Source organism: Kluyvera sp. STS39-E (assembly GCF_040932435.1).
Lineage (GTDB): Bacteria > Pseudomonadota > Gammaproteobacteria > Enterobacterales > Enterobacteriaceae > Kluyvera.
Window position 1 is genome coordinate 117789 of record NZ_JBFQGA010000007.1, and the last position, 22975, is coordinate 140763.

The window sequence follows — 22975 nt, forward strand, 5'->3', positions numbered from 1 at the left end:
CCATCCGGCAAACAACTACACCAACGTCCCGTAAATGGTCAGCAGCGCCATCACCACCACCACCGCATAAGACGTCTTCTTCGCCATCGACACCGCCGCCTTCGGCGTCTCCACTTTATCGACGTGCGGCTCTCGCACCAGGGAGTACTGAGCGAGCGTGGTCAGCACCTGATACTGCGAGGAATGGCGATCGCCCAGTGAAGCAAACCACGCAGGAAGCGCTTTCTCGCCATGACCAACCAATGCGTACACCACGCCCACCAAACGTACCGGAATCCAATCAACCACGTGCAGGATGGCATCAATACCCGACTGCAAGCGCTGGTGCGGCGTTTGGTAACGCGCCAGCCAGGACTGCCAGGCGCGCAGGAACGCGTATCCCATCAACGCGACGGGGCCCCACGAACCGCCAACCACAAACCAGAACAGAGGTGCGAGGTAGAAACGATAGTTGATCCACAGCAGCGCGTTTTGCAGTTCACGTAAATACTCGCGCTCGTCGCAACCCGCGGGGACACCATGGATCATCGTCAGCTCGCTCGCCATGGCATCACGGGCGTGCGCATCATTGCGTGAAGCCGCTTTCAAATAAGCGTGGTAATGAAGACGCACACGGCCTGCCCCTATACACAGCAGCCCCAGTAGGATCCAGAAAATTAACGACGGCACATTGAACAATATGCCACTCAGCGCCCGCTGAATAATACCGACTACGGCCATCGCCACAATGGTCATCACTAGGGTACCGGCAAGCGAGTAGTGCTTCACCCGCCGAAACAGCGTCTCTAGCCGATGGTCAAGCTGCCAGTGCTCACCCAGTTTAAATAGGCGTTCAGCAAACAACACCAGAAGCGTGGTAAACAACGTCATGTCATCTCCTTATTTGACGAAGGGGTGATCAGCGCACGAAAACGGTCCCAATCAAAGGCCGGGCCGGGATCGGTTTTGCGCACGGGCGCGATATCACAGTGGCCGGTTATATTGTGAGTTATCAACGGGTATTCACTCATTAACAGTTGGGTTAGTGCCGCCAACTGCTGATACTGCGCATCGGTATAGGCCAGCGTGTCGGTGCCTTCCAGTTCGATACCAATGGAAAAATCATTGCAGCGTTCACGACCGTGATAGCTCGATACGCCCGCATGCCAGGCGCGTTTATCAAAAGGAACATACTGCACAATTTCACCATCACGGCGGATCAGGCAGTGAGCGGAAACCCTGAGATGAACAATCTCGGCAAAGAAAGGATCGGCGTTAGGATCAAGCGTTCCGGTAAACAGCGCGTCTATCCAAGGGCCGCCGAACTGACCCGGCGGCAGGCTAATGTTGTGCACAACCAGCAGTGAGGGGATTTCATCCTCTGGGCGGCAATCGTGATGGGGCGACGGCACATGGCGTACGCCCACCAGCCAACCCTTATCTAACTGCATTGGGGATCTCCTTATGAGTGGTTATGCTATTCGGTTCAGAGTAGCATGTTTCAATCTTTCGCATCGTTACCATTTTGGAGCTTAATCATGCCGCCTCGCCGCTATAACTCAGACCATCGACGTGACGCGCTGCTAGAACGTATCAACCTCGACATCCCTAACGCTGTTGCTCATGCGCTGAGTGAAGATCTCGGTGGTGAAGTTGATGCCCATAACGATATTACCGCCCAACTCTTACCGGAAGACAGCCGCTCGCATGCGGTCGTTATCACTCGTGAAGACGGCGTTTTTTGCGGTAAGCGTTGGGTTGAAGAAGTCTTTATCCAACTGGCCGGTGATGATGTCACCCTGACTTGGCACGTGGCTGACGGCGATGTCGTTACCGCTAACCAACCGCTATTTGAGATTGTCGGCCCATCCCGCGTGCTGCTGACAGGCGAACGCACTGCGCTCAATTTTGTCCAGACGCTCTCCGGCGTTGCCAGCGTGGTACGTCAATACGTCAACCTGCTGGAAGGCACCAAAACGCAGCTGCTGGATACCCGCAAAACGCTTCCGGGTCTGCGCACGGCGCTGAAATATGCCGTCCTGTGCGGCGGCGGCGCGAACCATCGTCTGGGGCTTTCCGACGCCTTCCTGATTAAGGAAAACCACATCATTGCCTCCGGTTCCGTGCGCCAGGCCGTGGAAAAAGCCTTCTGGCTGCACCCTGATGTGCCGGTGGAAGTGGAAGTCGAAAGTCTGAGAGAACTGGAAGAAGCGCTGAAAGCCGGTGCGGATATCATCATGCTCGATAACTTCGACACCGACCAGATGCGCGAAGCGGTCAAAATTACCCAAGGCCAGGCGCAGTTGGAAGTCTCCGGGAACGTCACCATCGACACCCTACGCGAGTTTGCAGAAACCGGCGTCGACTTTATCTCCGTCGGTGCACTCACCAAACACGTTCGCGCACTCGACCTCTCAATGCGCTTTCGTTAACCGCTGATCCCTTTCTCATGCCCTCCTCTCGGAGGGCATTTTTTTCGACACCGCTTCCCCATTTTTATGTCGTATTGCAAGCGTGATAATTCATCTTGGAATGCCGCTTCCTGAATTCATTTTTGCCCCTCGTCGGTCTCTCTGCGCTTTGACACAGTGGCGCCAGACTCAGCAAGGAGCAGATCATGGAAAAACAAAAAGGCTTCACCCTCATCGAACTGATGGTCGTCATTGGCATTATCGCCATCCTCAGCGCCATCGGCATTCCGGCCTACCAAAACTACCTACGCAAAGCGGCATTGACCGATATGCTGCAAACCTTTGTGCCCTACCGCACCGCCATTGAGCTATGCGCACTCGACAAAGGCGGCATTGATAACTGCAACGCCAGCAGCAACGGTATTCCGGCACCGACCACCACTCGCTACGTCTCCGGTATGAGCATCGCAAGCGGCACCGTCACACTCACGGGCCAAGAGAGCCTGAATGGGCTAACCGTCACACTCGTCCCCGGCTGGGACAATGCTAACGGCATCACTGGCTGGCAGCGCACCTGCGGTATTCAGAACGACAGCGCGTTACAGCAGGCCTGTGAAGACGTATTCCGCTTTGATGCCGAATAAGGCAAGGAGCCATCAATGAAGCACGAACAATTGCTCACCCTGTGCCAGCGGCATCATGCGGCGCTGCTTTCAAACGGCGAGGAAGAGCTCAGCATCGCGGTGGTTGGCACGCCGCCCGCCGAGCTTATGGAGTCCCTGCGCTTTGCGACACAAAAACGGGTAGATATTGAGTGTTGGGATCAAAACAGAATGGATAACTATCGGCAAAAAAACAGCGGCGTGAGCCGTCCTATTAGCAATGAAGAACACAATAATCCGGTAGATTTGCTGAACCACTTGTTTCGGCAAGCCCTCTTACAGCGTGCATCTGATATCCATTTTGAACCCACTGAACATCACCTGCGCATACGGCTACGCGTGGACGGCGTGTTACATCAGCAGTCAACCGTCTCACCGCTGATAATGGGGTCATTGATTGCCAGATTGAAGGTACTGGGTAGCCTAGACATTGCCGAGCGCCGACTTCCCCAGGACGGGCAATTTACGGTGGAAGTCAACAGCACGCCTCTCTCCTTTCGCATTGCCACGCTGCCCTGTCGCTACGGCGAGAAAGTGGTCCTGCGTCTACTGCATAAAGTCGAACAGGCGCTGAATCTTCAGTATTTGGGCATGTCATCTGCAGCATTGGCACAGTTCCAGTCGGCGCTCAATCAACCCCAAGGACTGATTCTGGTTACCGGTCCAACGGGCAGCGGAAAAACAGTCACGCTTTACAGCGCACTGCAAAGTCGTAACGGCAGCGATGTGAATATCTGCAGCGTTGAAGACCCCATTGAGATCCCGCTCGATGGCCTCAACCAGACGCAGGTTAGCGTCCGCGCGGGGCTGACCTTTCAAAGCGTGTTGCGCTCTTTGTTAAGGCAAGACCCGGATATTGTGATGGTCGGCGAAATCCGCGATAGCGAAACCGCCGAGATAGCCATTAAGGCGGCGCAAACGGGGCATCTGGTGATCTCAACCCTGCATACAAATTCCACGGTAGAAACGCTGGTGCGTCTCGAACAAATGGGCGTAGCCCGATGGATGGTCTCTTCAGCCCTGCTGATGGTGGTCGCGCAGCGGCTGGTGCGTAAGCTATGTCCTCACTGCCGGGTCAAAGCTCAGGGCCATCCACCCTTGCCGCTTTCGCTGTGGCCACGAACGCTCCCGCATTGGACAACGCCTGGGTGTTCACACTGCTACCACGGCTATCAGGGTCGACTTGCTCTCTTTGAGGTCCTACCGTTAACGCCAGTGCTGCGGCAAGCCATCGCCCATGGCACCGATCCGACCGAATTGCTGCGCCATGCCCGGCAGGACGGGATGTGTACGCTGTTTGAGAGCGGCTGCCTTGCCGTCGAGCAGGGGTTGACGACTCAAGAAGAGCTGCTTCGCGTTCTTGGGATCCCGCACGATGCGTGAACATCTCTGGTACTGGCAAGGGCTTAATGCCAACGGCGAGAGGCTAAACGGTGCAATCTGGGCCAGTCATCGTCCCGCGGTGCTGATAACGTTGCAGCAACAGCGCATTACGGTGGTGAAACTAAAGCGCCGTCAGGTTAACCCCTCACTGTGGCGCGCACAGCACAGCTGCATGGTTATCAGCCAAATAGCCACGTTGCTACAGGCCGGGCTGACGCTATCTGATAGTCTAATGCTCCTATCCCAGCAGCATCCCATCGCGCAATGGCGAGCGTTACTGGACTCGCTGGCGAATCGGTTAGCGCAGGGAGTTTCACTTTCAGAGGCGCTGCAACAATGGCCGCAGGCCTTTCCACCGCTGTATCTTGCAATGATCCATACCGGTGAAGTGACCGGTAAGTTAGAGCAGTGCTGTCTTGAGCTCGTTCGCCAGCAAAAAGCACAGCTTCTACTGGCTGCCAAGGTAAAAAAAGCCCTGCGCTATCCGATGATTATCTTGGCACTCGCCGCACTCGTGGTCGCAGCCATGACCGGCTTTGTCCTGCCGGAGTTCACGGCGATATACTGCACGTTTAACACGCCATTGCCCACGCTGACGCTTGCCGTGATGGCGATGGCGGCTTTCGTTGAGCGGTGGTCCATTGCGCTACTGATGCTGCCGCTGCTTCCTGCCGCCCTCAGCATGCTGCTAAAAAATAACCGTTCTTGGCAGCGCACACGCCAACAAATTCTCCTATCGCTGCCGGTGATAGGAAAGCTCGCTCGTGGGCAGAAACTCAGCCAGATTTTTACCGTGCTAGCGCTGACCCAACGTGCGGGCATCGCTTTTTTGCAGGGACTGGAGGCGGTCGAAATCACGCTCACCTGTCCGTGGTGGCGGGAGGCCATCGTGACGCTTCATCACGATATCGCCCAAGGCAGCACCATTTGGCAGGCCATGGAAAAAAGTCAGGTGTTCACGCCGCTTTGTTTGCAGTTGGTCAGAACCGGGGAGGCGTCCGGCGCGCTGGATGAAATGCTGGATAACCTTGCGCATCATCACGATGAAAACACGCAAAATCTGGCGGAGAACCTAACCTCGCTGTTAGAGCCTGCGCTGCTGATTGTGACGGGATTAATTATTGGCACGCTAGTCGTCGCAATGTATCTGCCCATTTTTCATCTGGGAGATGCCATTAGCGGAATGGGATAGCGCTGGCGCAAAAGGCACCAGCGCTAGGCAGAGGATTACAGGCTGTTGAACACGCGGTTCTCTTGTTCCTGCACCCGGATAAAGGTCGTACGCTTGGTCAGTTCTTTCAGACGCGATGCACCGACATAGGTACACGCCGAACGCAGGCCGCCAAGGATATCGCGCGCGGTGAATTCGACCGGGCCACGCAGCGGTAGCTTAACGGTTTTACCTTCAGCTGCACGGTACTGAGCAACGCCGCCAACGTGACGGTTCATCGCAGATTCAGAGCTCATGCCGTAGAACAGCATGAATTTCTCGCCGTTCTCTTCAACCACTTTGCCGCCGCTCTCGTCGTGACCGGCCAGCATCCCGCCCAGCATGACAAAATCAGCGCCGCCGCCAAAGGCTTTTGCCACATCGCCCGGCATGGTGCAGCCACCGTCGCTGACGATCTGACCGCCAAGGCCGTGTGCAGCATCAGCGCACTCGATAACAGCAGAAAGTTGAGGGTAACCGACGCCGGTTTTTACACGGGTGGTGCACACGGAGCCAGGGCCAATACCGACTTTAACGATATCAGCGCCGGAAAGAATCAGCTCTTCGCACATTTCACCGGTGACGACGTTACCTGCACAGATAGTCTTGGTCGGCCATGCTGCACGGGCTTTCGCCACGAACTGAACGAAGTGCTCGGAGTAACCATTTGCCACATCAATACAAACGAAGGTCAGTCCCGGGCTCAATTTAAGGATCTGCTGCGTTTTTTCAAAATCAGCGTCAGAGGTCCCCGTAGAAACCATCACATGCTTGAGCACTTCAGCAGACTCAGCCTGTACAAACGCCTGCCACTCTTCAACGGTGTAGTGTTTGTGTACGGCGGTCAGAATACCAAAAGAAGACAAGACTTTTGCCATCCCAAAGGTACCAACGGAATCCATATTTGCTGCGATAATCGGCACGCCAGACCAGCGTTGTCCAGAATGTTTAAAGGTGAAGTCGCGTTCCAGTTCAACGTCGGAACGACTTTTAAGAGTAGAGCGTTTAGGGCGGATAAGAACGTCTTTGAAACCTAACTTCAGATCTTCTTCGATACGCATGTGCGGATTCCTGGGGTTAATGGCAATGAATTTGAGAGCACAACTCCAGTAATGCAATCATACGCACTAATCAGGGCTTCGCAAGACTGCGATTTTCACTTTTTTTAAGCTACAATCCCATAAATTTACCTGGCGAATAGTACCGTGCAACATTGATATCTTCGTTGTGGGTCGCAGGTTTATTAACCAAATGATTTTCATACTAAAATTTCAGGGCAAAGCGGTATGACTTACACAGTAGCGTTAACGGGCGGCATCGGCAGCGGTAAGAGCACGGTCGCAGATGCATTTTTTCGCCTAGGAATTAACGTTATTGATGCAGATATTCTCGCCCGCCAGGTTGTCGAACCGGGTACGCCAGCGCTTGCCGCAATAGCAGAATTTTTTGGTCCTCACATGCTGACTGCAGAGGGTGAACTTAACCGACGGGTTTTGCGTGAGCGTATTTTTGCTCACCCTGAAGACAAGGCTTGGCTAAACGCCCTATTACACCCTTTAATTCAGCAGGAAACGCGGCGCCAGTTTCAGCAGGCTACCTCGCCTTATGTGCTCTGGGTCGTTCCACTGCTGGTGGAAAATAAGCTCTATACTCGGGCCGATCGCGTGCTGGTCGTCGATGTTACGCGCGAAACCCAACTCCATCGAACCATGCAACGTGACCATGTATCACGAGAGCATGCGGAAAATATTCTTGCCGCCCAAGCCACGCGTGAAGAGCGCCTAGCGGTAGCGGATGACGTCATTAATAACAACGGCACACCAGATGCTATCGCATCGGATGTCGCTCGCCTTCACGCGCGCTATCTTCAGCTCGCAGCGCAGGCTGTCTCACAGGAAAAATCGTAATGCACACCCACATCCTATTCGAGCATCCCTTGAATGAAAAAATGCGTACCTGGCTGCGTATTGAATTTCTGACAGAGCAATTGAATGCCAATTTACCTATCAGGGATCACGCCAGCGCACTGCATTTTTTTCGTAATGTCGGGGATTTACTGGATGTGTTCGAGCGCGGTGACATCCGCACTGAACTCCTCAAAGAGCTGGAACGCCAGCAGCGTAAACTAAATGCATGGAGCGAAGTGCCGGGCGTTGACCTGAGCCGCATTGATGCGTTACGCCAGCAGTTAAAAAACAGCAGCAGCTGCTTAATGGCCGCACCGCGTATCGGGCAATTTCTACGTGAAGATCGCCTGATTGCGCTAGTACGCCAGCGCCTGAGTATTCCCGGCGGCTGCTGCAGCTTTGATCTACCGACTCTGCACATATGGCTGCATGCCAAACAGCACCAGCGCGATGCGCAGGTGGAATCTTGGCTGACAAGCCTTGAGCCACTGAATCAGGCTCTAACTCTGATCCTGGATCTGGTTCGTAACTCTGCACAATTCCGCAAGCAAACCAGTCTTAATGGCTTCTATCAGGACAACGGCGACGATGCAGACCTGCTGCGTCTTAAGCTTGAACAGGTATCCCAGCTGTATCCGCAAATTTCCGGCCACAAGAGCCGCTTTGCCATTCGCTTTATGCCGCTGGATAGCGAACACGGCGTCGTTCCTGAGCGTCTCGATTTTGAACTGGCATGCTGCTAAGGAGCGATAATGTCTGACATCACGATGGTAAATTGCCCAACCTGCAACAAACCGGTTATCTGGGGCGAGCAAAGTCCTTTTCGACCATTCTGCTCTAAGCGTTGCCAGTTAATTGATCTGGGCGAGTGGGCGGCGGAAGAAAAACGCATCCCAAGCAGCAGTGACCTCTCCGACAGCGATGGCTGGAGCGAAGAGCAGCAATAATCGGTAGGCCGGATAAAGTGAAACCGCTCTCCGGCGGTTTCACTTGCGCCTGATGGCGCTTCGCTTATCAGGCCTGCCAGCGCAATTAGCCGATAATTAATTTCTCAATCACCGGTACGTTCGCAGCCGGAAATTCATCCGCGACTAAATCCTGTTGCGCAACCCAACGTCCCGGTTGCCCTTCTTTCCCCCACGGCTCACCTTCCCAGCCGTCAACGAGCCAGAACCATAAAGTGATGTGACGATCGGGGAACTGATATTCCAGCTTATCAAACTGCTGTAGTGACGTGACGACAATACCCACCTCTTCCTGCAGTTCGCGGATCACCGCCTGTTCAGCCGATTCTTCCGCTTCAATCTTACCGCCGGGAAACTCCCACTTATTCGCCTGGTGCGCGTCGGCAGCGCGCTGGGTGATATAAATTTCCCCTGCCGCATTGCGAATGATACCGACAGATATTTGCAGTTTTTTCATTATGTTATACCCATAAAAAAGGCGCAGATCTCTGCGCCTTTTATTGTCTTATTTGCTCTTAGCTCAGACGGCCATGGCACTGTTTGTATTTTTTACCGGAACCGCATGGGCACGGATCGTTACGTCCCACTTTGCGTTCGCCGGTTTGCGCAGCCAGATCCTCGGCAGCCGCAGCATCATCGCTCTGATGACTCAGCTGTTGCATCTGCGCCAGACGCTCAGCTTCCTGACGGCGCTGCAGCTCCATCTCTTCGACTTCTTCCGGCATGCGAACCTGAACCTTGCTCAGCGTGCTGATCACTTCATACTTCAGTGATTCCAGCATTGAAGCAAACATCGCGAAGGATTCACGTTTGTATTCCTGCTTTGGATCTTTCTGCGCATAGCCACGCAGGTGGATACCTTGACGCAGGTAATCCATCGCCGCCAGGTGCTCTTTCCACAAGGAGTCGAGGGTCTGCAACATCACGCCTTTTTCGAAGTGACGCATCATTTCGGTGCCAACCACTTCTTCTTTACGTTTGTAGACTTCAACTGCATTTTCCAGAATACGCTCACGCAGCGTTTCTTCATGCAGCTCAGGCTCTTTATCCAACCATTCGGAGATTGGTAGCTCAAGATCGAAGTCGTTTTTCAAACGTTCCTGCAGGCCCGGGATATCCCACATTTCTTCCAGTGACTGCGGAGGAATGTGTGCATCAATGGTCACCTTGAAGACATCTTCACGGATACTGTTGATGGTTTCGCTCACGTCGGACACGTCGAGCAGTTCATTACGCTGGGAGTAGATAGCGCGACGCTGGTCGTTCGCAACATCATCATATTCCAGCAACTGCTTACGAATATCGAAGTTACGGCTTTCCACTTTACGCTGGGCGTTAGCAATTGCCTTCGTTACCCACGGGTGTTCAATCGCCTCGCCCGGTTTCATACCCAGTTTACGCATCATGCCGGACACACGGTCAGAGGCAAAGATACGCATCAGGGCATCTTCCATGGACAGATAGAAACGGGAAGAACCCGCATCACCCTGACGACCGGAACGACCACGAAGCTGGTTATCGATACGGCGAGATTCATGGCGCTCGGTACCGATGATATGCAGGCCACCTGCCGCCAGCACTGCATCATGGCGCACCTGCCAGTCAGCTTTAATCTGAGCGATCTGCTCAGGCGTTGGCTCTTCAAGTTGAGCCACTTCAGCCTGCCAGCTACCGCCGAGCATAATATCGGTACCACGACCCGCCATGTTGGTGGCGATGGTGACCGCTGCTGGATAGCCCGCTTGCGCAACAATATCCGCTTCGCTGGAGTGGAACTTAGCGTTCAACACGTTGTGCTTGATGCCCGCTTTGACCAGTTCATTTGAAACGACTTCAGATTTTTCAATGGAGATAGTCCCCACCAGAACCGGCTGGCCGTTGGCGGTACGTTCTCTGATATCTTCGATGATAGCCTGAATTTTTTCCGCTTCCGTCATGTAGACCAGATCCGGCATGTCTTTACGGATCATTGGACGGTTAGTCGGCACCACGACGGTATCAAGCTTGTAGATAGAGCTAAATTCAAAGGCTTCGGTATCCGCAGTACCGGTCATCCCCGCCAGCTTCTCGTATAAACGGAAGTAGTTCTGGAAGGTGATAGAGGCCAGCGTCTGGTTCTCGTTTTGGATATCAACGCCTTCTTTTGCTTCCACCGCCTGGTGCAAACCATCAGACCAGCGACGACCCTGCATGGTTCGGCCAGTGTGCTCATCGACGATAATGACTTCGCCGTCTTTAACAATGTAGTCAACGTCACGGGTAAACAGCACGTGCGCGCGCAGAGCAGCGGTAACGTGATGCATCAGCATGATGTTTGCCGGAGAGTACAGAGACTCACCTTCATCCATAATGCCTTCATTGACCAGCAGTTCTTCAATCAGTACCAGACCGCGTTCAGTCAGGTTGACCTGGCGAGCCTTTTCATCCACGGAGAAGTGGCCTTCACCTTGGAAGGTGTCGGAGTCTTCTTTTTCCTGACGAACCAGATGTGGAATGATTTTGTTCACTTTCTTATACATTTCCGAGCTGTCTTCAGCCGGGCCGGAAATGATAAGCGGAGTACGTGCTTCATCGATGAGGATGGAGTCAACTTCATCCACCAACGCATAGTGCAGTTTACGTTGAACGCGCTCTTCAGGGCTGAACGCCATGTTGTCGCGCAGGTAATCGAAGCCGTATTCGTTATTGGTGCCGTAGGTGATATCCGCGTTATAGGCTTCACGCTTCGCCGGCGCAGGCAGGCCAGACATGTTGATGCCAACGGTCATGCCTAGGAATTCAAACAGCGGGCGGTTGTTTTCAGCATCACGCTGTGCCAAATAGTCGTTGACGGTAACCACGTGCACGCCCTTGCCGGACAGCGCATTCAGGTAAGCAGGAAGCGTCGCGGTCAGGGTTTTACCTTCACCTGTACGCATTTCTGCGATGCAGCGGTCATTCAGAACCATACCGCCCAACAGCTGCACGTCGAAGTGGCGCATGCCAAACACACGCTTACTCGCCTCACGGACGACGGCAAACGCCTCAGGAATAAGACTCTCTACGCTTTCGCCTTTTTCAATACGGGCGCGGAATTCGTTGGTCTTGGCTTTAAGCTCGTCATCGGAGAGCTTTTCCAGTTCCGGTTCCATCGCGTTGATGAGGGTTACAGCTTTGCGCATACGACGCAGAGTACGGTCGTTACGGCTGCCAAAAACTTTGGTCAATAATTTGATTAACATAATAAAATCTCAAACGCCCCGACATTTCGGAGTCAGAAAAATAAAAGAATTAAAACGGTTATTTTCAGACGAGGCGCTGCGGCCCGGCGCGGATACCATGCACCTGGCTAAACCAAGAAGGGATGTTAAATACTTGTGGTGGTAAAGCGGGTAATACCGCAGCCTGTGCAATGGCCACTGACGGTTGGCTTTCTACGTTCAGTAACGCATTCAGAGAATCAAGTAATGCCAGATGCTGCGCCTGCAGCGGAGAGGTCGTTTCCGCAACCGGCAGCGCGGTCGGCACCATGGCAAAAGAGAGATGACGGATAACCGTACGAATCGCATGCTGGTGCCAATAATCAACGTTAAAGGAAGGACGTCGATTGTTTTCCAATCGCGCCAACTGCGTGAAGTCGATTCTCGGCGATGGGCTATGATTGCTGGCCGTCGTGCGTGCAGGTGATGCTGGTTCGGTATTATTCGCAAGTGCAGGCAGGCCAAATCCAGCAGCAACCATCCCCAACAGGAGATGCGGCCAGAAGTAGCGTCTACCAAACTGTCGCCAGCGCGTCAGCATTCCACTCACGTAATGTTCCACCTTCGGTTTTATTGTCATTATTCTATTTTAGCGACCAGATATTACCATTAATGCAGCACTACAGCAGCAGTAATGACGAAATGATCGGCGAAAAACAGGTCAAGAAATCAGCGGTTGCACAGCTATATTCGCTTTACAGGTAAGCAATAGCGGGAAAGGGAAGTATCGGAGGCAAAAAGAAAAAACGACTGGTTCCCTGACCGGAGAGAGTATCAGGTTGCCAGTCGAATTTACGTGACGGTCGGGCTTACGCCAGAACCGTTGTCGGTGCTTTGAACGCCAGTGGCAGTTCTGCTTCGTCTTCGAAGGTCACATATTCCCAAGCTTCCTGTTTTGCCAGGACTGCCTGCAGAAGTTTGTTATTCAGCGCATGACCGGATTTAAACGCGGTAAATGCACCAATAATATTGTGACCACACATGAACAAGTCACCGATAGCATCCAGCATTTTGTGACGAACGAATTCATCTTCAAAACGCAGGCCGTCTTCGTTCAGTACGCGATAATCGTCAACAACGATGGCACAATCGAAGCTACCGCCCAGGGCCAAGCCACGGGACTGCAGATATTCGATATCACGCATGAAGCCGAAAGTACGGGCACGGCTGATCTGACGGACAAATGCGTCTGCGGAGAAGTTCATCGCATAACGCTGGGTGCTTGCATCAATTGCCGGATGGTTAAAGTCGATGGTGAAATCCAACGAAAAACCATTGTACGGTTTGAATTCAGCCCATTTGTCGCCATCTTCAACACGAACGGTGTCTTTAATGCGGACGAATTTCTTCGCGCTGTTCAGTTCATCAATGCCAGCATCCAGCAGCAGATAAACGAATGGCGCAGCACTGCCGTCCATGATCGGGATTTCTGGCGCATCGACTTCAATAACAATGTTATCGATACCCAGGCCCGCCAACGCGGCGTTAAGGTGCTCTACGGTCGAAATCCGCACGTCATGCTCGTTGACCAGACAAGTACAGAGCATTGTATCACGCACAGATTTGGCATCGGCCGGAAAATCTACCGGTGGATTCAAGTCGGTGCGACGATAGATGACCCCGGTATTTGCCGGCGCAGGGCGCAGCGTCAGTGTGACCTTTTTGCCGGTATGTAAACCGACGCCAGTCGCCTGAACGATACGTTTAAGTGTCCTTTGTTTGATCATCGTATAATCTCGCCAAATTAACTATCCAACCGAAGTGTACTATACATTCGGTAGACCACTTTAGCACAAAGAGCGAATATTCCCTAATTCCAGCTAATTCTTAATCAGCTTGCTTACGCAGGAATGCTGGGATATCCAAGTAATCAGGCTCTTTGGTGGTTTGCGCCGTATTGTCGTTGACCACTTTAGCTGCCGGTTTCTGCTCTTGCGTCAATGGTGCCATACCGTGCTGCTGGTAACGATCCAGAGCCGGCTGCTGCGCCTGCTTGTTAGCAACGAGGGTAATTTCTGGACGTTTGTCCATACCAATACCGGTCGCAACAACGGTCACGCGCAGTTCGTCATTCATATCCGGGTCAAGGGAAGTACCAATCACCACGGTAGCGTTATCCGATGCAAACGCACGGATGGTGTTACCTACGGTTTCAAACTCATCCAGACGCAGATCGAAGCCAGCGGTAATGTTGACCAGAACACCGCGTGCGCCGGACAGGTCGATATCTTCCAGCAGCGGAGAAGAGATAGCCATTTCAGCCGCTTCTTCTGCACGGTCTTCACCGCTCGCAATGCCGGAACCCATCATGGCATAGCCCATTTCGGACATCACGGTACGAACGTCCGCAAAGTCGACGTTCATCAGGCCAGGACGGGTAATCAGTTCGGCAATACCCTGAACCGCACCTTTCAGCACATCGTTAGCTGCGCCGAACGCGTCAAGCAGGGAAATCCCACGACCCAGCACTTTCAGCAATTTGTCGTTTGGAATCGTGATAAGCGAGTCCACGTGTTTGGACAGCTCGGTGATACCTTGTTCCGCAAACGCCATACGCTTCTTGCCTTCAAAGTTGAAAGGCTTGGTCACGACAGCAACGGTCAAAATACCTAAATCTTTAGCTACTTCAGCAACCACTGGCGCAGCACCGGTACCGGTACCGCCGCCCATGCCTGCTGCGATGAAGACCATGTCCGCACCTTCCAGTGCTGCGCGCAGCGCTTCACGATCTTCGTCAGCCGCATTGCGGCCTACTTCTGGGTTAGCCCCAGCACCCAGACCTTTGGTAATACCGTTACCAATCTGGATAGTCTGGCCAACAGCCGTTTTGCGCAGTGCCTGTGCATCGGTGTTAACTGCAAAAAACTCAACACCTTCAATGCGTTCGCGCACCATGTGTTCAACGGCATTACCGCCGCCGCCACCGACGCCGATGACTTTAATCACCGCGTCGTTGGTCAGTTCCATAGGTTCAAACATAGTTTCTCTCCGTTTTGTGCCTGTCGCCTGAGACCGATAACGTGCCCGGTCTCTTTAAAAATTAAAACTCTTTGCGTAACCAGCTATTCAGCCGTTTGATCCACGATCCAACCGATGCGGTTACGCGCTTTTCTACCTCTGCTTCACCACTTAAATGGGACTCTTTCCCGTAGTGCAGCAGGCCCACCGCCGTTGAATAATACGGTTCCTGGGCATAGTCCGTCAGACCAGTAATGTTCAGCGGTGCGCCAATACGAACCTGCGTATGGAACACCCGCTGTGCGCAGGCCGCTAACCCTTCAATTTGCGCTGCGCCACCGGTCAATACAATCCCCGCCGCAAGGTGGTGTTTTACCCCTTGCTGACGCAGTTGCTCTTGTAACTGTAAAATCTCTTCATTGACGAGGTTCAAAAGCTCGGTATAACGCGGCTCGATAACCTCTGCCAATGTCTGGCGCTGCAGGCTGCGTGGAGGACGTCCACCCACGCTTGGCACTTCAACGCTCTCATCTTTGCCCACAATGGAGCCCAATGCGCAGCCATGGCGCACTTTAATCGCCTCGGCATCGCTTGGCGGTGTACCGAAGGCATAAGCAATATCGCTGGTCACCACGTTCCCGGCATACGGGATAACTTTGGTGTGACGCAGTGCGCCGCCAGTGTACACCGCGATATCCATTGTACCGCCACCGATATCCACGACGCAGACACCTAGTTCACGTTCGTCTTCCGTTAATACAGAATAACTGGACGCCAGCCCGGCAAAAATCAGCTGATCCACCTTCATACCACAACGTTCAACCGCTTTGACAATGTTTTTTGCCATATCGTTGTGACAGGTGATCAAATGTACCTTGGCCTGCATACGGACGCCGGACAAACCTACCGGGTTTTTAATCCCTTCCTGGTAGTCAATGGCGTATTCCTGTGGAATGACGTGCAAAACACGATGCTCATCACGGACGCGAACTGACTTCGCCGTGTGCACCACGTTTTCAACATCTTCCTGCGTGACCTCTTCTTCTGAGATAGGCACCATCCCTATCTCATTTTGACAGCTAATGTGCTTACCGGAAAGCGCCAGATACACAGAAGAGATCTGGCAATCTGCCATCAGCTCGGCCTGGTCGATAGCGCGCTGTACGCATTTCACTACCGACTCAAGGTCGTTCACTCCGCCTTTGTCCATACCACGGGATGGGCAACTGCCAACCCCAATGATATTAATCACTCCGTCGGGCAGAACTTCCCCTACTAAAGCGGCTACTTTCGCAGTGCCTATCTCCAGTCCAACTACCAGTTTTCTGTCCGTCGCCTTGATCATTGTTGTTCTGCCTGTGCCTGATTCTGTTGTTGATTGGTGTCCGCTGCAGGAGCAGGTTCCCAGCCTACTGCCGCCCCCGAGTCGTATCGCAAATCAACATAGCTAATCCGATTACCCTCTGTTTGCGCCTGCTGCAAAAGAACTGGATACAGTTCCATAAAACGCGCCAGCCGCTTCATCGTATCGCCCCGCCCCAGATTCAGCTTGATACCGTTATCAAGCGTCAACTGCCACGAACGGCGCGCGGTCATCGCCGCAACCTTCAACGTGAATTTCCCTTTCGCAAGCACCGCCCCCATGTCGTGGTAACCCTGCAACACTTCGCTTGCACTACCTTCAGGGCCATAGAGCATAGGTAAATTCTGCTTATTGGCACGATCGGACGGTACGCTAAAGGCTGTGCCCTCTGCGTCCACCATGTGCTGATCATTCCAACGCGCAATGGGCACATATTCAACCAGATGAATCTTCAATTCGTCCGGCCACTGCTTTCTTACGCTTGCCTGTTTAATCCACGGCAGGCGTTCAATCTGGCTCTGGACGATGTTCACGTCCTGAGTCATAAAGGTTCCCGGCGATCCCAGTGCCAAAATGGACTGACGGATGTCATCGTTACGCGTGTAATGACGATCGCCAGTCACTACCAGTTTTGAGATGGGCAAACGTTGCGCATCTTCCATCCAGCCCAGCACTACCCAGCCGCTAACAAACACGGTACACAACACCGCCAGCAGGAAAAAGATGCCTACTAGCTGTGTTCCATTATTGCGCCGTGAAGAGGAGTACTCTTCTTCCTCACGATTCCGCGTATTCAGCGCAGCCTGCGACATATCACCCCGCCAGGTCCAGAATTCTTACTACCAGCTGCGAGAAGCTCATTCCCGCCTGTCGCGCCGCCATCGGCACCAGACTGTGACTGGTCATCCCCGGAGACGTGTTCGCCTCCAGTAGATAATATTGCCCGTCGTTGTCCTGCATCACATCAATTCGACCCCAACCGCAGCAACCTAAAACTTTCCAAGCTTTCAGCACCAGAGACTGCATCGCGGCTTCTTGGTCTACTTCCTCACAACCAGGGCAGAAATATTTTGTCTCATCAGAGAGATACTTCGCTTCATAATCATAGAAGGTTCCGGCAGGTTGGATGCGAACTGAGGGCAAAATTTCTTCACCGAGCACAGCAACGGTAAATTCAGGCCCACTCAGCCATTTTTCCACCAGAACTTCGTCATCATGTTGAAACGCCTGCGATAACGCATCGGCAAGTTTGTCACTCTCTGTGACTTTCGACATGCCAACGCTTGATCCTTCGCGGCTTGGTTTAACAATCAGTGGCAAACCCAGCTTAGCAACCTGACCTAACACCTCGTCAGATAACCCATTTTCGAACATTTCACGCGTTATTGCGGCCCACGGAGCCACCGGTAATCCCGCCCCCTGCCACAGCAATTTACTGCGCAGTTTGTCCATGGATATTGCCGATGCCATTACACCGCTGCCGGTATAAGGCAAAGAGATAAGCTCAAGAAGCCCCTGCAGCGTGCCATCTTCCCCGCCGCGACCATGCAGTGCAATAAACGCTTTCTTAAAACCCATACTTTTCAGTTGGGTAACATCTGTCTCTTTCGGGTCTACTGCATGAGCATCAATGCCTGCTTCACGCAAACCGGCTAACACGGCGGCCCCGGAATTGAGCGACACTTCACGCTCGGCCGAGGTCCCCCCCAAAAGAACCGCGATTTTATCAGCCATGACGCGGTTCCTCCTGAGTTTGCGGCTTGAGTTTGATTTCAGCTAAGTTACGCGCAATTTTACCGATATTTCCCGCGCCCTGAATCAGTACAAGGTCATTACCCGTCAGGACTGACGCCAACATTTCCGGCACCTGCGCAGGATCAGAAATCAGAATTGGGTCAACCTTCCCGCGACCACGAATGGTACGACACAGGGAACGGCTATCCGCCCCCGGAATTGGCGCTTCCCCTGCCGGATAAACGTCCAGCATCAGTAACGCATCAACCTGCGTCAGGACGTTGGCAAAATCATCGTACAGATCGCGTGTACGGGTATAACGGTGCGGCTGAAAGACCATCACCAGTTTTTTATCCGGCCAGCCCGCACGAGCCGCTTTAATCGTCGCATCCACTTCCGTTGGGTGATGACCGTAGTCATCAACCAGCATCGCTGTGCCTTCGTTGCCATTGACTTCTGCAAGCGGGAACTCGCCGAGGAAATCGAAGCGGCGGCCGGTGCCCTGGAAGCTTTCCAGCGCGCGCAAGATTGCGTCGTCTTCAATGCCTTCTTCAGTCGCAACCGCAACCGCGGCGGCGGCGTTCAGAGCGTTATGGCGGCCCGGTGCATTCAGCGTCACGCGCAGATTGTCTTTATCTTGGCGAACCAGCGTAAAGTGTCCCTGCGGACCAATCTGCTGGTAGTCTTCAACGCGTACGTCGGCATCATCGCTAAAACCATAGGTTGTCGTCTGGCGTCCAACGCGCGGCAGCAGTTCACGAATAACCGGATCGTCGACACACATCACTGCACGACCATAAAACGGCAAATTGTGCAGGAAATTAATAAATGTCTGTTTTAAATTTTCGAAGTCGCCCTGGTAAGTGTCCATATGGTCGGCTTCGATATTGGTGACGATAGCCACCATCGGCTGCAAATGCAGGAACGACGCATCGCTCTCATCCGCTTCGGCAATCAGATAGCGGCTGTGGCCCAGACGCGCATGCACGCCTGCGGCTTTCACCAAACCGCCGTTGACGAACGTCGGGTCAAGCCCGGCTTCCGCATAAATACTGGAGACCATCGCAGTAGTCGTGGTTTTGCCATGAGTCCCAGCAATCGCGATACCGTGACGAAAACGCATCAGCTCCGCCAGCATCTCCGCCCGACGAATCACCGGAATACGCGCTTCATGCGCGGCAACAATTTCTGGGTTATCGGCAGAGATCGCCGTTGAGACCACAACAACGCTCGCATCACGCACATTTTCAGGGCGATGGTTGAAATAAATGGTGGCGCCTAACTGAGACAACTGCTGCGTCACCGGGTTTGGCGCAAGGTCGGAACCGCTAATCTGATACCCTTCGTTAGCCAATACCTCAGCAATGCCGCCCATACCGGCGCCGCCGATGCCAACAAAGTGAATGTGCCGGACGCGACGCATCTCGGGCACGATAGAACGCAGTTTCGCCAGTTGTTGTGTATTCATTCTCTAAACGCCATCACTTCTACAAATTCGGGCGACGCAAATGCGCCGCGATGATTAAGCCTTTGCCGCTAGGCTCACTTCTTTTGCTACCCGCTCGGTAGCATCCGGGATAGCCGCCGCGCGTGCGCGCTCGGCCATCTCTAATAATGTTTGACGATCCCAGCCTGCCAGCGTGTCAGCGACAGCTTGCGCAGTGAACTGAGGCTGCTCAAAAATCTTGGCTGCCCCTGCTTTTTCCAGCGGCAGCGCGTTCCAGTACTGCTGTCGGTCTTTATGCTGGAACGGCACAAAAATTGCCGGCAGACCTGCTGCGGCAATTTCACTGACCGTCAGCGCACCGGAGCGGCATACCACCACATCGGCCCACGCGTAGGCGGCCGCCATGTCATCAATAAATTCAGTCACTTTATGCTGCGGTTGACCGGCATCGGCATAAGCCTGCTCAACGGTCTGCTGTCCACCTTTGCCGCTCTGATGCCAGATAGTCACAGCATCGCCCAAGCGTTGCGCCACCTGCGGCAAAGTTTGGTTGAGTACGCGCGCGCCCTGCGAGCCACCCACGACCAGCACGCGAATTGGCCCATCGCGACCAACCAGACGCTGTTCCGGCAATGGCAGCGCCAGGACATCAACGCGCACCGGATTACCGACCACTTCCGCATCGGCAAATGCGCCGGGGAAAGCCTGCATCACTTTCGTGGCAATTTTCGCCAGCCATTTATTGGTCAGACCGGCAATACCGTTTTGTTCATGCAACACCACCGGAATACCCAGTGACCACGCAGCCAAACCACCAGGCCCGGAAACATAACCGCCCATGCCCAGCACGACGTCCGGCTTAAAGCGCTTCATAATGGCGCGTGCCTGACGCCAGGCGTTAAAAATACGCATCGGAGCCAACAGCAGCGCTTTCAGACCTTTCCCACGCAGCCCGGAGATATGAATGAAGTCAATTTCGATGCCGTGTTTAGGCACCAAATCGGCTTCCATACGATCGGCGGTTCCCAGCCAGCGTACCTGCCAGCCTTGATCCATTAAATGGTGCGCAACCGCCAGTCCTGGGAACACATGTCCACCAGTACCGCCCGCCATCACCATTAACCGCTTTGTTTGACCACTCATCGTGAACCTCGGGTAAACGCCTGGGCTTTTTCCAAACGCGTTTCATAATCAATACGTAACAAGAACATAATGGCAGTCGACATAATCAGAAGACTGGAGCCACCGTAGCTTATCAACGGCAGGGTCAGGCCTTTAGTCGGTAACATACCGGCCGCTGCCCCTACGTTAACCAACGCCTGGAAGCTGAACCATATGCCGATTGCGCAAGCCAAGAAGCCAGAAAAACGTTGGTTGATCTCCAGCGCTTTGCGACCAATGGACATGGCGCGGAAAGCGACGAAGAATACCATTAAAAGGGCCAGTACCACACCGATATAACCCAATTCCTCGCCGATGATGGCGAAGATGAAGTCGGTATGCGCTTCCGGTAAATACTCCAGTTTCTGCACCGAGTTACCTAAGCCCTGCCCCCACATCTCGCCTCGGCCGAACGCCATCAGCGATTGCGTAAGCTGGTAGCCGCTGCCGAACGGGTCCTCCCACGGGTTCCAGAAGGAAGTCACGCGGCGAATACGGTACGGTTCGGCAAGGATCAGCAGCACGACCGCTGAAATCCCCATGCCGATAATCGCGATGAATTGCCACAGCTTAGCGCCCGCGAGAAACAACATCGCCAGCGTGGTCACAAACAGCACCACCACGGTACCCAGATCGGGCTGCGCCAACAGCAAAATCGCCAGTACGAAAATCACGCCCATCGGTTTTAAGAAGCCGCGTAGGTTGTTGCGCACTTCGTCGGCTTTACGCACCAGATAGTTGGCGATGTAGCAAAACAGCGATAGCTTGGTCAGCTCAGCCGGCTGGATACGCAGCGGGCCGAAGGCAATCCAGCGCGATGCCCCGTTAACGGAACTACCTACCACCAAGACAATCAACAACATCCCGATGGAAGCAATCAGCATGAAAGTACTGTGCCGTTGCCAAAATGACATCGGCAAACGCAGAGTAATCAGCGACAACCCGAGTGCCAGCAGCAGATACAGTCCATCACGTTTGGCGAACAAGAAAGGGTCGTTCGCCAGACGCTGTCCCACCGGCATTGACGCCGAGGTCACCATGATAAAACCGATTGCCGCAAGGCCTAGCGTTAGCCATAGCAGCATGCGGTCGTACATAATCAGGCTGTCGGAGTCTTTGTCCCGCGACCCCATAACCCAGCCTTTCAGCGCAGCAAACAGCCAGCTGAAGATGCCCATACCCGGCACACGCGGTAGCCTCAGTTGAGGCAATCTCAGGCGCGGGAGTGAAAAACGCATCAACCTAACTCCTTCGCCAGACGAGCAAAAACATCGCCGCGTTGTTCAAAGCTTTTAAACTGATCGAGGCTAGCGCAGGCCGGTGACAGCAGCACCATATCGCCCTTTTTCACCAACGGCGCGAGCAAACGCATTGCCTGCTCCATGGTGTCAGTTTGCGTTGCAATCTCAGGACGCAGGGCCGCGAGTTCACCGCCGTCACGACCAAAGCAGTAAAGACGAATATTGTCGCCGGTCAGGTAACGCTGCAAAGGCGCAAAGTCAGCTGATTTGCCGTCGCCACCAAGTAACAGGTGCAGTGTACCCGCGACATGCAGACCGTTTAACGCCGCCTCGGTGCTGCCAACGTTGGTGGCTTTAGAGTCGTTAATCCAGCGCACACCGTCGTGGTCAAGCACTATTTGGAAGCGATGGGCCAACCCGGTGAAGGTAGTCAGCGCCTTCAGGCTAGTTGCGCGAGGCAGACCGACAGCATCCGCTAACGCCAGCGCTGCCAGTGCATTACTGTAGTTATGCTGCCCGGTGAGCGGCATCTCTTTGACGTTCAATACCTTCTCGCCTTTCACCCGCAGCCAGGTTTCCCCCTGCTGGCGGTTGAGATGGTAGTCGCCAACGTCAACGCCAAAACTCACACAGCGCTCATCCGCGCCGCGAACCGGCATAGTCAGGCCGTCATCGGCATTAACCACGCAAACTTTGGCATTTTCATACACCCGCAGTTTGGCAGCCCGATACTGCTGCAGTCCCAGCGGATAGCGGTCCATGTGATCTTCAGTGACGTTTAAGATCGTTGCCGCCGCCGCGTGCAGGCTGGAGGTAGTTTCCAACTGGAAGCTGGAAAGCTCGAGCACGTACAGTTCGCGAGTCGGGTCCAGCAGCATCAATGCTGGTAGGCCAATGTTGCCACCAACACCTACGTTAACGCCCGCGGCTTTCGCCATTTCCCCCACCAGCGTGGTGACGGTGCTCTTACCGTTTGAACCGGTAATCGCAACGATCGGCGCCTGGGTTTCACGGCAAAACAGCTCGATATCACCAACAATTTCGATGCCAGCATCCGCCGCACGGGAAAGTGCCGGATGTGCCAGGGCAATACCTGGGCTTGCGACGATAAGATCCGCCGCCATCAGCCAGTCTTCATTCAGGCTTCCGACATAACGCTCTACCGCTTCCGGCAGCTTATCCAGACCGGGTGGCGTCGCTCGGGTATCCATCACGCGCGGCGTGACGTTCTGCGCAAGGAAAAAATCCACGCAGGAAAGCCCGGTCAATCCAAGACCAATAATGACGACGTTTTTACCCAGGTAATCTGCCATGA

Annotated in this window: 22 protein-coding genes; 7 read left to right on the top strand and 15 right to left on the bottom strand. The window is 53.8% G+C overall.

The window, feature by feature from the left end:
- Positions 1-15: 15 nt before the first annotated feature.
- Both ampE and ampD read right to left on the bottom strand, forming a co-directional pair.
- Positions 16-870, bottom strand: a complete 855-nt coding sequence (gene ampE, locus AB4K05_RS16680) for a beta-lactamase regulator AmpE (protein WP_368481062.1) — start codon at positions 868-870, stop codon at positions 16-18.
- Complete coding sequence (gene ampD / locus AB4K05_RS16685) at positions 867-1430, bottom strand: 1,6-anhydro-N-acetylmuramyl-L-alanine amidase AmpD (protein ID WP_368481063.1); 564 nt, start codon at positions 1428-1430, stop codon at positions 867-869. The genes ampE and ampD overlap by 4 nt, the downstream gene beginning before the upstream one ends.
- Before the next feature lie 87 nt (positions 1431-1517).
- On the opposite strand from ampD, the gene nadC reads away from it, so the two are divergent.
- From nadC to hofC, 4 genes are all read left to right on the top strand, one after another.
- On the top strand, positions 1518-2411 hold the full coding sequence (gene nadC, locus AB4K05_RS16690; RefSeq protein ID WP_368481064.1) for a carboxylating nicotinate-nucleotide diphosphorylase: 894 nt from the start codon (positions 1518-1520) through the stop codon (positions 2409-2411).
- A 185-nt stretch (positions 2412-2596) separates the two neighbouring features.
- Positions 2597-3034: a prepilin peptidase-dependent pilin gene (gene ppdD / locus AB4K05_RS16695; protein WP_368481065.1), complete on the top strand. Its 438-nt coding sequence runs from the start codon at positions 2597-2599 to the stop codon at positions 3032-3034.
- Positions 3035-3049: 15 nt separating this feature from the next.
- Positions 3050-4435 (top strand): type II secretion system protein GspE, encoded by a 1386-nt coding sequence (gene gspE / locus AB4K05_RS16700; RefSeq protein ID WP_368481066.1) that lies wholly within the window; start codon positions 3050-3052, stop codon positions 4433-4435.
- Positions 4428-5627, top strand: a complete 1200-nt coding sequence (gene hofC, locus AB4K05_RS16705) for a protein transport protein HofC (protein ID WP_368481067.1) — start codon at positions 4428-4430, stop codon at positions 5625-5627. Before gspE ends, hofC begins: the two co-directional genes overlap by 8 nt.
- A 35-nt stretch (positions 5628-5662) precedes the next feature.
- Here the strand turns inward: hofC and AB4K05_RS16710 are convergent, their stop codons facing one another.
- Complete coding sequence (locus tag AB4K05_RS16710; RefSeq protein ID WP_368481068.1) at positions 5663-6706, bottom strand: GMP reductase; 1044 nt, start codon at positions 6704-6706, stop codon at positions 5663-5665.
- Positions 6707-6931: 225 nt separating this feature from the next.
- Here AB4K05_RS16710 and coaE point away from each other — a divergent pair, with 225 nt between their 5' ends.
- The 3 genes from coaE to yacG are packed head-to-tail and all read left to right on the top strand — an operon-like array spanning position 6932 to position 8499.
- Complete coding sequence (coaE, locus tag AB4K05_RS16715) at positions 6932-7552, top strand: dephospho-CoA kinase (protein WP_368481069.1); 621 nt, start codon at positions 6932-6934, stop codon at positions 7550-7552.
- Positions 7552-8295 (top strand): cell division protein ZapD, encoded by a 744-nt coding sequence (gene zapD / locus AB4K05_RS16720; protein ID WP_368481070.1) that lies wholly within the window; start codon positions 7552-7554, stop codon positions 8293-8295. Before coaE ends, zapD begins: the two co-directional genes overlap by 1 nt.
- A 9-nt stretch (positions 8296-8304) precedes the next feature.
- Positions 8305-8499, top strand: a complete 195-nt coding sequence (yacG, locus tag AB4K05_RS16725; RefSeq protein ID WP_368481071.1) for a DNA gyrase inhibitor YacG — start codon at positions 8305-8307, stop codon at positions 8497-8499.
- A gap of 85 nt (positions 8500-8584) precedes the next feature.
- On the opposite strand, the gene mutT is transcribed toward yacG, so the two are convergent.
- The 12 genes from mutT to murD all read right to left on the bottom strand — a co-directional run bounded on the left by mutT (position 8585) and on the right by murD (position 22973).
- A complete protein-coding gene (gene mutT / locus AB4K05_RS16730) occupies positions 8585-8974 on the bottom strand; it encodes an 8-oxo-dGTP diphosphatase MutT (RefSeq protein ID WP_368481072.1) in 390 nt (129 codons plus the stop codon).
- Between the two features lie 58 nt (positions 8975-9032).
- Entirely contained in the window at positions 9033-11738 is a 2706-nt protein-coding gene (gene secA, locus AB4K05_RS16735) for a preprotein translocase subunit SecA (protein WP_368481073.1), read from the bottom strand.
- A gap of 64 nt (positions 11739-11802) precedes the next feature.
- The gene (gene secM, locus AB4K05_RS16740; RefSeq protein ID WP_368481074.1) at positions 11803-12306 is read right to left on the bottom strand and encodes a secA translation cis-regulator SecM; all 504 of its coding nucleotides are present in this window, start codon (positions 12304-12306) and stop codon (positions 11803-11805) included.
- Positions 12307-12565: 259 nt separating this feature from the next.
- Complete coding sequence (gene lpxC, locus AB4K05_RS16745) at positions 12566-13483, bottom strand: UDP-3-O-acyl-N-acetylglucosamine deacetylase (protein ID WP_368481075.1); 918 nt, start codon at positions 13481-13483, stop codon at positions 12566-12568.
- Positions 13484-13583: 100 nt separating this feature from the next.
- Positions 13584-14735 carry a cell division protein FtsZ gene (gene ftsZ, locus AB4K05_RS16750; protein ID WP_368481076.1) on the bottom strand — a complete coding sequence of 384 codons (1152 nt, stop codon included), beginning with the start codon at positions 14733-14735 and terminating at the stop codon, positions 13584-13586.
- A 61-nt stretch (positions 14736-14796) separates the two neighbouring features.
- Positions 14797-16059 (bottom strand): cell division protein FtsA, encoded by a 1263-nt coding sequence (ftsA, locus tag AB4K05_RS16755; protein ID WP_052283034.1) that lies wholly within the window; start codon positions 16057-16059, stop codon positions 14797-14799.
- Positions 16056-16889 (bottom strand): cell division protein FtsQ, encoded by an 834-nt coding sequence (gene ftsQ, locus AB4K05_RS16760; protein ID WP_368481077.1) that lies wholly within the window; start codon positions 16887-16889, stop codon positions 16056-16058. The genes ftsA and ftsQ overlap by 4 nt, the downstream gene beginning before the upstream one ends.
- A gap of 1 nt (position 16890) precedes the next feature.
- On the bottom strand, positions 16891-17811 hold the full coding sequence (locus AB4K05_RS16765) for a D-alanine--D-alanine ligase (RefSeq protein ID WP_368481078.1): 921 nt from the start codon (positions 17809-17811) through the stop codon (positions 16891-16893).
- Positions 17804-19279 (bottom strand): UDP-N-acetylmuramate--L-alanine ligase, encoded by a 1476-nt coding sequence (gene murC, locus AB4K05_RS16770; RefSeq protein WP_368481079.1) that lies wholly within the window; start codon positions 19277-19279, stop codon positions 17804-17806. The genes AB4K05_RS16765 and murC overlap by 8 nt, the downstream gene beginning before the upstream one ends.
- 54 nt (positions 19280-19333) lie before the next feature.
- On the bottom strand, positions 19334-20401 hold the full coding sequence (gene murG, locus AB4K05_RS16775; RefSeq protein ID WP_368481080.1) for an undecaprenyldiphospho-muramoylpentapeptide beta-N-acetylglucosaminyltransferase: 1068 nt from the start codon (positions 20399-20401) through the stop codon (positions 19334-19336).
- Positions 20398-21657 carry a cell division protein FtsW gene (ftsW, locus tag AB4K05_RS16780; protein ID WP_368481081.1) on the bottom strand — a complete coding sequence of 420 codons (1260 nt, stop codon included), beginning with the start codon at positions 21655-21657 and terminating at the stop codon, positions 20398-20400. The genes murG and ftsW overlap by 4 nt, the downstream gene beginning before the upstream one ends.
- Positions 21657-22973, bottom strand: a complete 1317-nt coding sequence (murD, locus tag AB4K05_RS16785) for a UDP-N-acetylmuramoyl-L-alanine--D-glutamate ligase (RefSeq protein WP_368481082.1) — start codon at positions 22971-22973, stop codon at positions 21657-21659. The genes ftsW and murD overlap by 1 nt, the downstream gene beginning before the upstream one ends.
- Between the last annotated feature and the right edge of the window lie 2 nt (positions 22974-22975).

Bases quoted from the DNA above. Each gene is read 5' to 3' on its own strand.
- ampE (WP_368481062.1), bottom strand. From the start codon at position 870: ATGACGTTGTTTACCACGCTTCTGGTGTTGTTTGCTGAACGCCTATTT.
- ampD (WP_368481063.1), bottom strand. From the start codon at position 1,430: ATGCAGTTAGATAAGGGTTGGCTGGTGGGCGTACGCCATGTGCCGTCG.
- nadC (WP_368481064.1), top strand. From the start codon at position 1,518: ATGCCGCCTCGCCGCTATAACTCAGACCATCGACGTGACGCGCTGCTA.
- ppdD (WP_368481065.1), top strand. From the start codon at position 2,597: ATGGAAAAACAAAAAGGCTTCACCCTCATCGAACTGATGGTCGTCATT.
- gspE (WP_368481066.1), top strand. From the start codon at position 3,050: ATGAAGCACGAACAATTGCTCACCCTGTGCCAGCGGCATCATGCGGCG.
- hofC (WP_368481067.1), top strand. From the start codon at position 4,428: ATGCGTGAACATCTCTGGTACTGGCAAGGGCTTAATGCCAACGGCGAG.
- AB4K05_RS16710 (WP_368481068.1), bottom strand. From the start codon at position 6,706: ATGCGTATCGAAGAAGATCTGAAGTTAGGTTTCAAAGACGTTCTTATC.
- coaE (WP_368481069.1), top strand. From the start codon at position 6,932: ATGACTTACACAGTAGCGTTAACGGGCGGCATCGGCAGCGGTAAGAGC.
- zapD (WP_368481070.1), top strand. From the start codon at position 7,552: ATGCACACCCACATCCTATTCGAGCATCCCTTGAATGAAAAAATGCGT.
- yacG (WP_368481071.1), top strand. From the start codon at position 8,305: ATGTCTGACATCACGATGGTAAATTGCCCAACCTGCAACAAACCGGTT.
- mutT (WP_368481072.1), bottom strand. From the start codon at position 8,974: ATGAAAAAACTGCAAATATCTGTCGGTATCATTCGCAATGCGGCAGGG.
- secA (WP_368481073.1), bottom strand. From the start codon at position 11,738: ATGTTAATCAAATTATTGACCAAAGTTTTTGGCAGCCGTAACGACCGT.
- lpxC (WP_368481075.1), bottom strand. From the start codon at position 13,483: ATGATCAAACAAAGGACACTTAAACGTATCGTTCAGGCGACTGGCGTC.
- ftsZ (WP_368481076.1), bottom strand. From the start codon at position 14,735: ATGTTTGAACCTATGGAACTGACCAACGACGCGGTGATTAAAGTCATC.
- ftsA (WP_052283034.1), bottom strand. From the start codon at position 16,059: ATGATCAAGGCGACGGACAGAAAACTGGTAGTTGGACTGGAGATAGGC.
- ftsQ (WP_368481077.1), bottom strand. From the start codon at position 16,889: ATGTCGCAGGCTGCGCTGAATACGCGGAATCGTGAGGAAGAAGAGTAC.
- AB4K05_RS16765 (WP_368481078.1), bottom strand. From the start codon at position 17,811: ATGGCTGATAAAATCGCGGTTCTTTTGGGGGGGACCTCGGCCGAGCGT.
- murC (WP_368481079.1), bottom strand. From the start codon at position 19,279: ATGAATACACAACAACTGGCGAAACTGCGTTCTATCGTGCCCGAGATG.
- murG (WP_368481080.1), bottom strand. From the start codon at position 20,401: ATGAGTGGTCAAACAAAGCGGTTAATGGTGATGGCGGGCGGTACTGGT.
- ftsW (WP_368481081.1), bottom strand. From the start codon at position 21,657: ATGCGTTTTTCACTCCCGCGCCTGAGATTGCCTCAACTGAGGCTACCG.
- murD (WP_368481082.1), bottom strand. From the start codon at position 22,973: ATGGCAGATTACCTGGGTAAAAACGTCGTCATTATTGGTCTTGGATTG.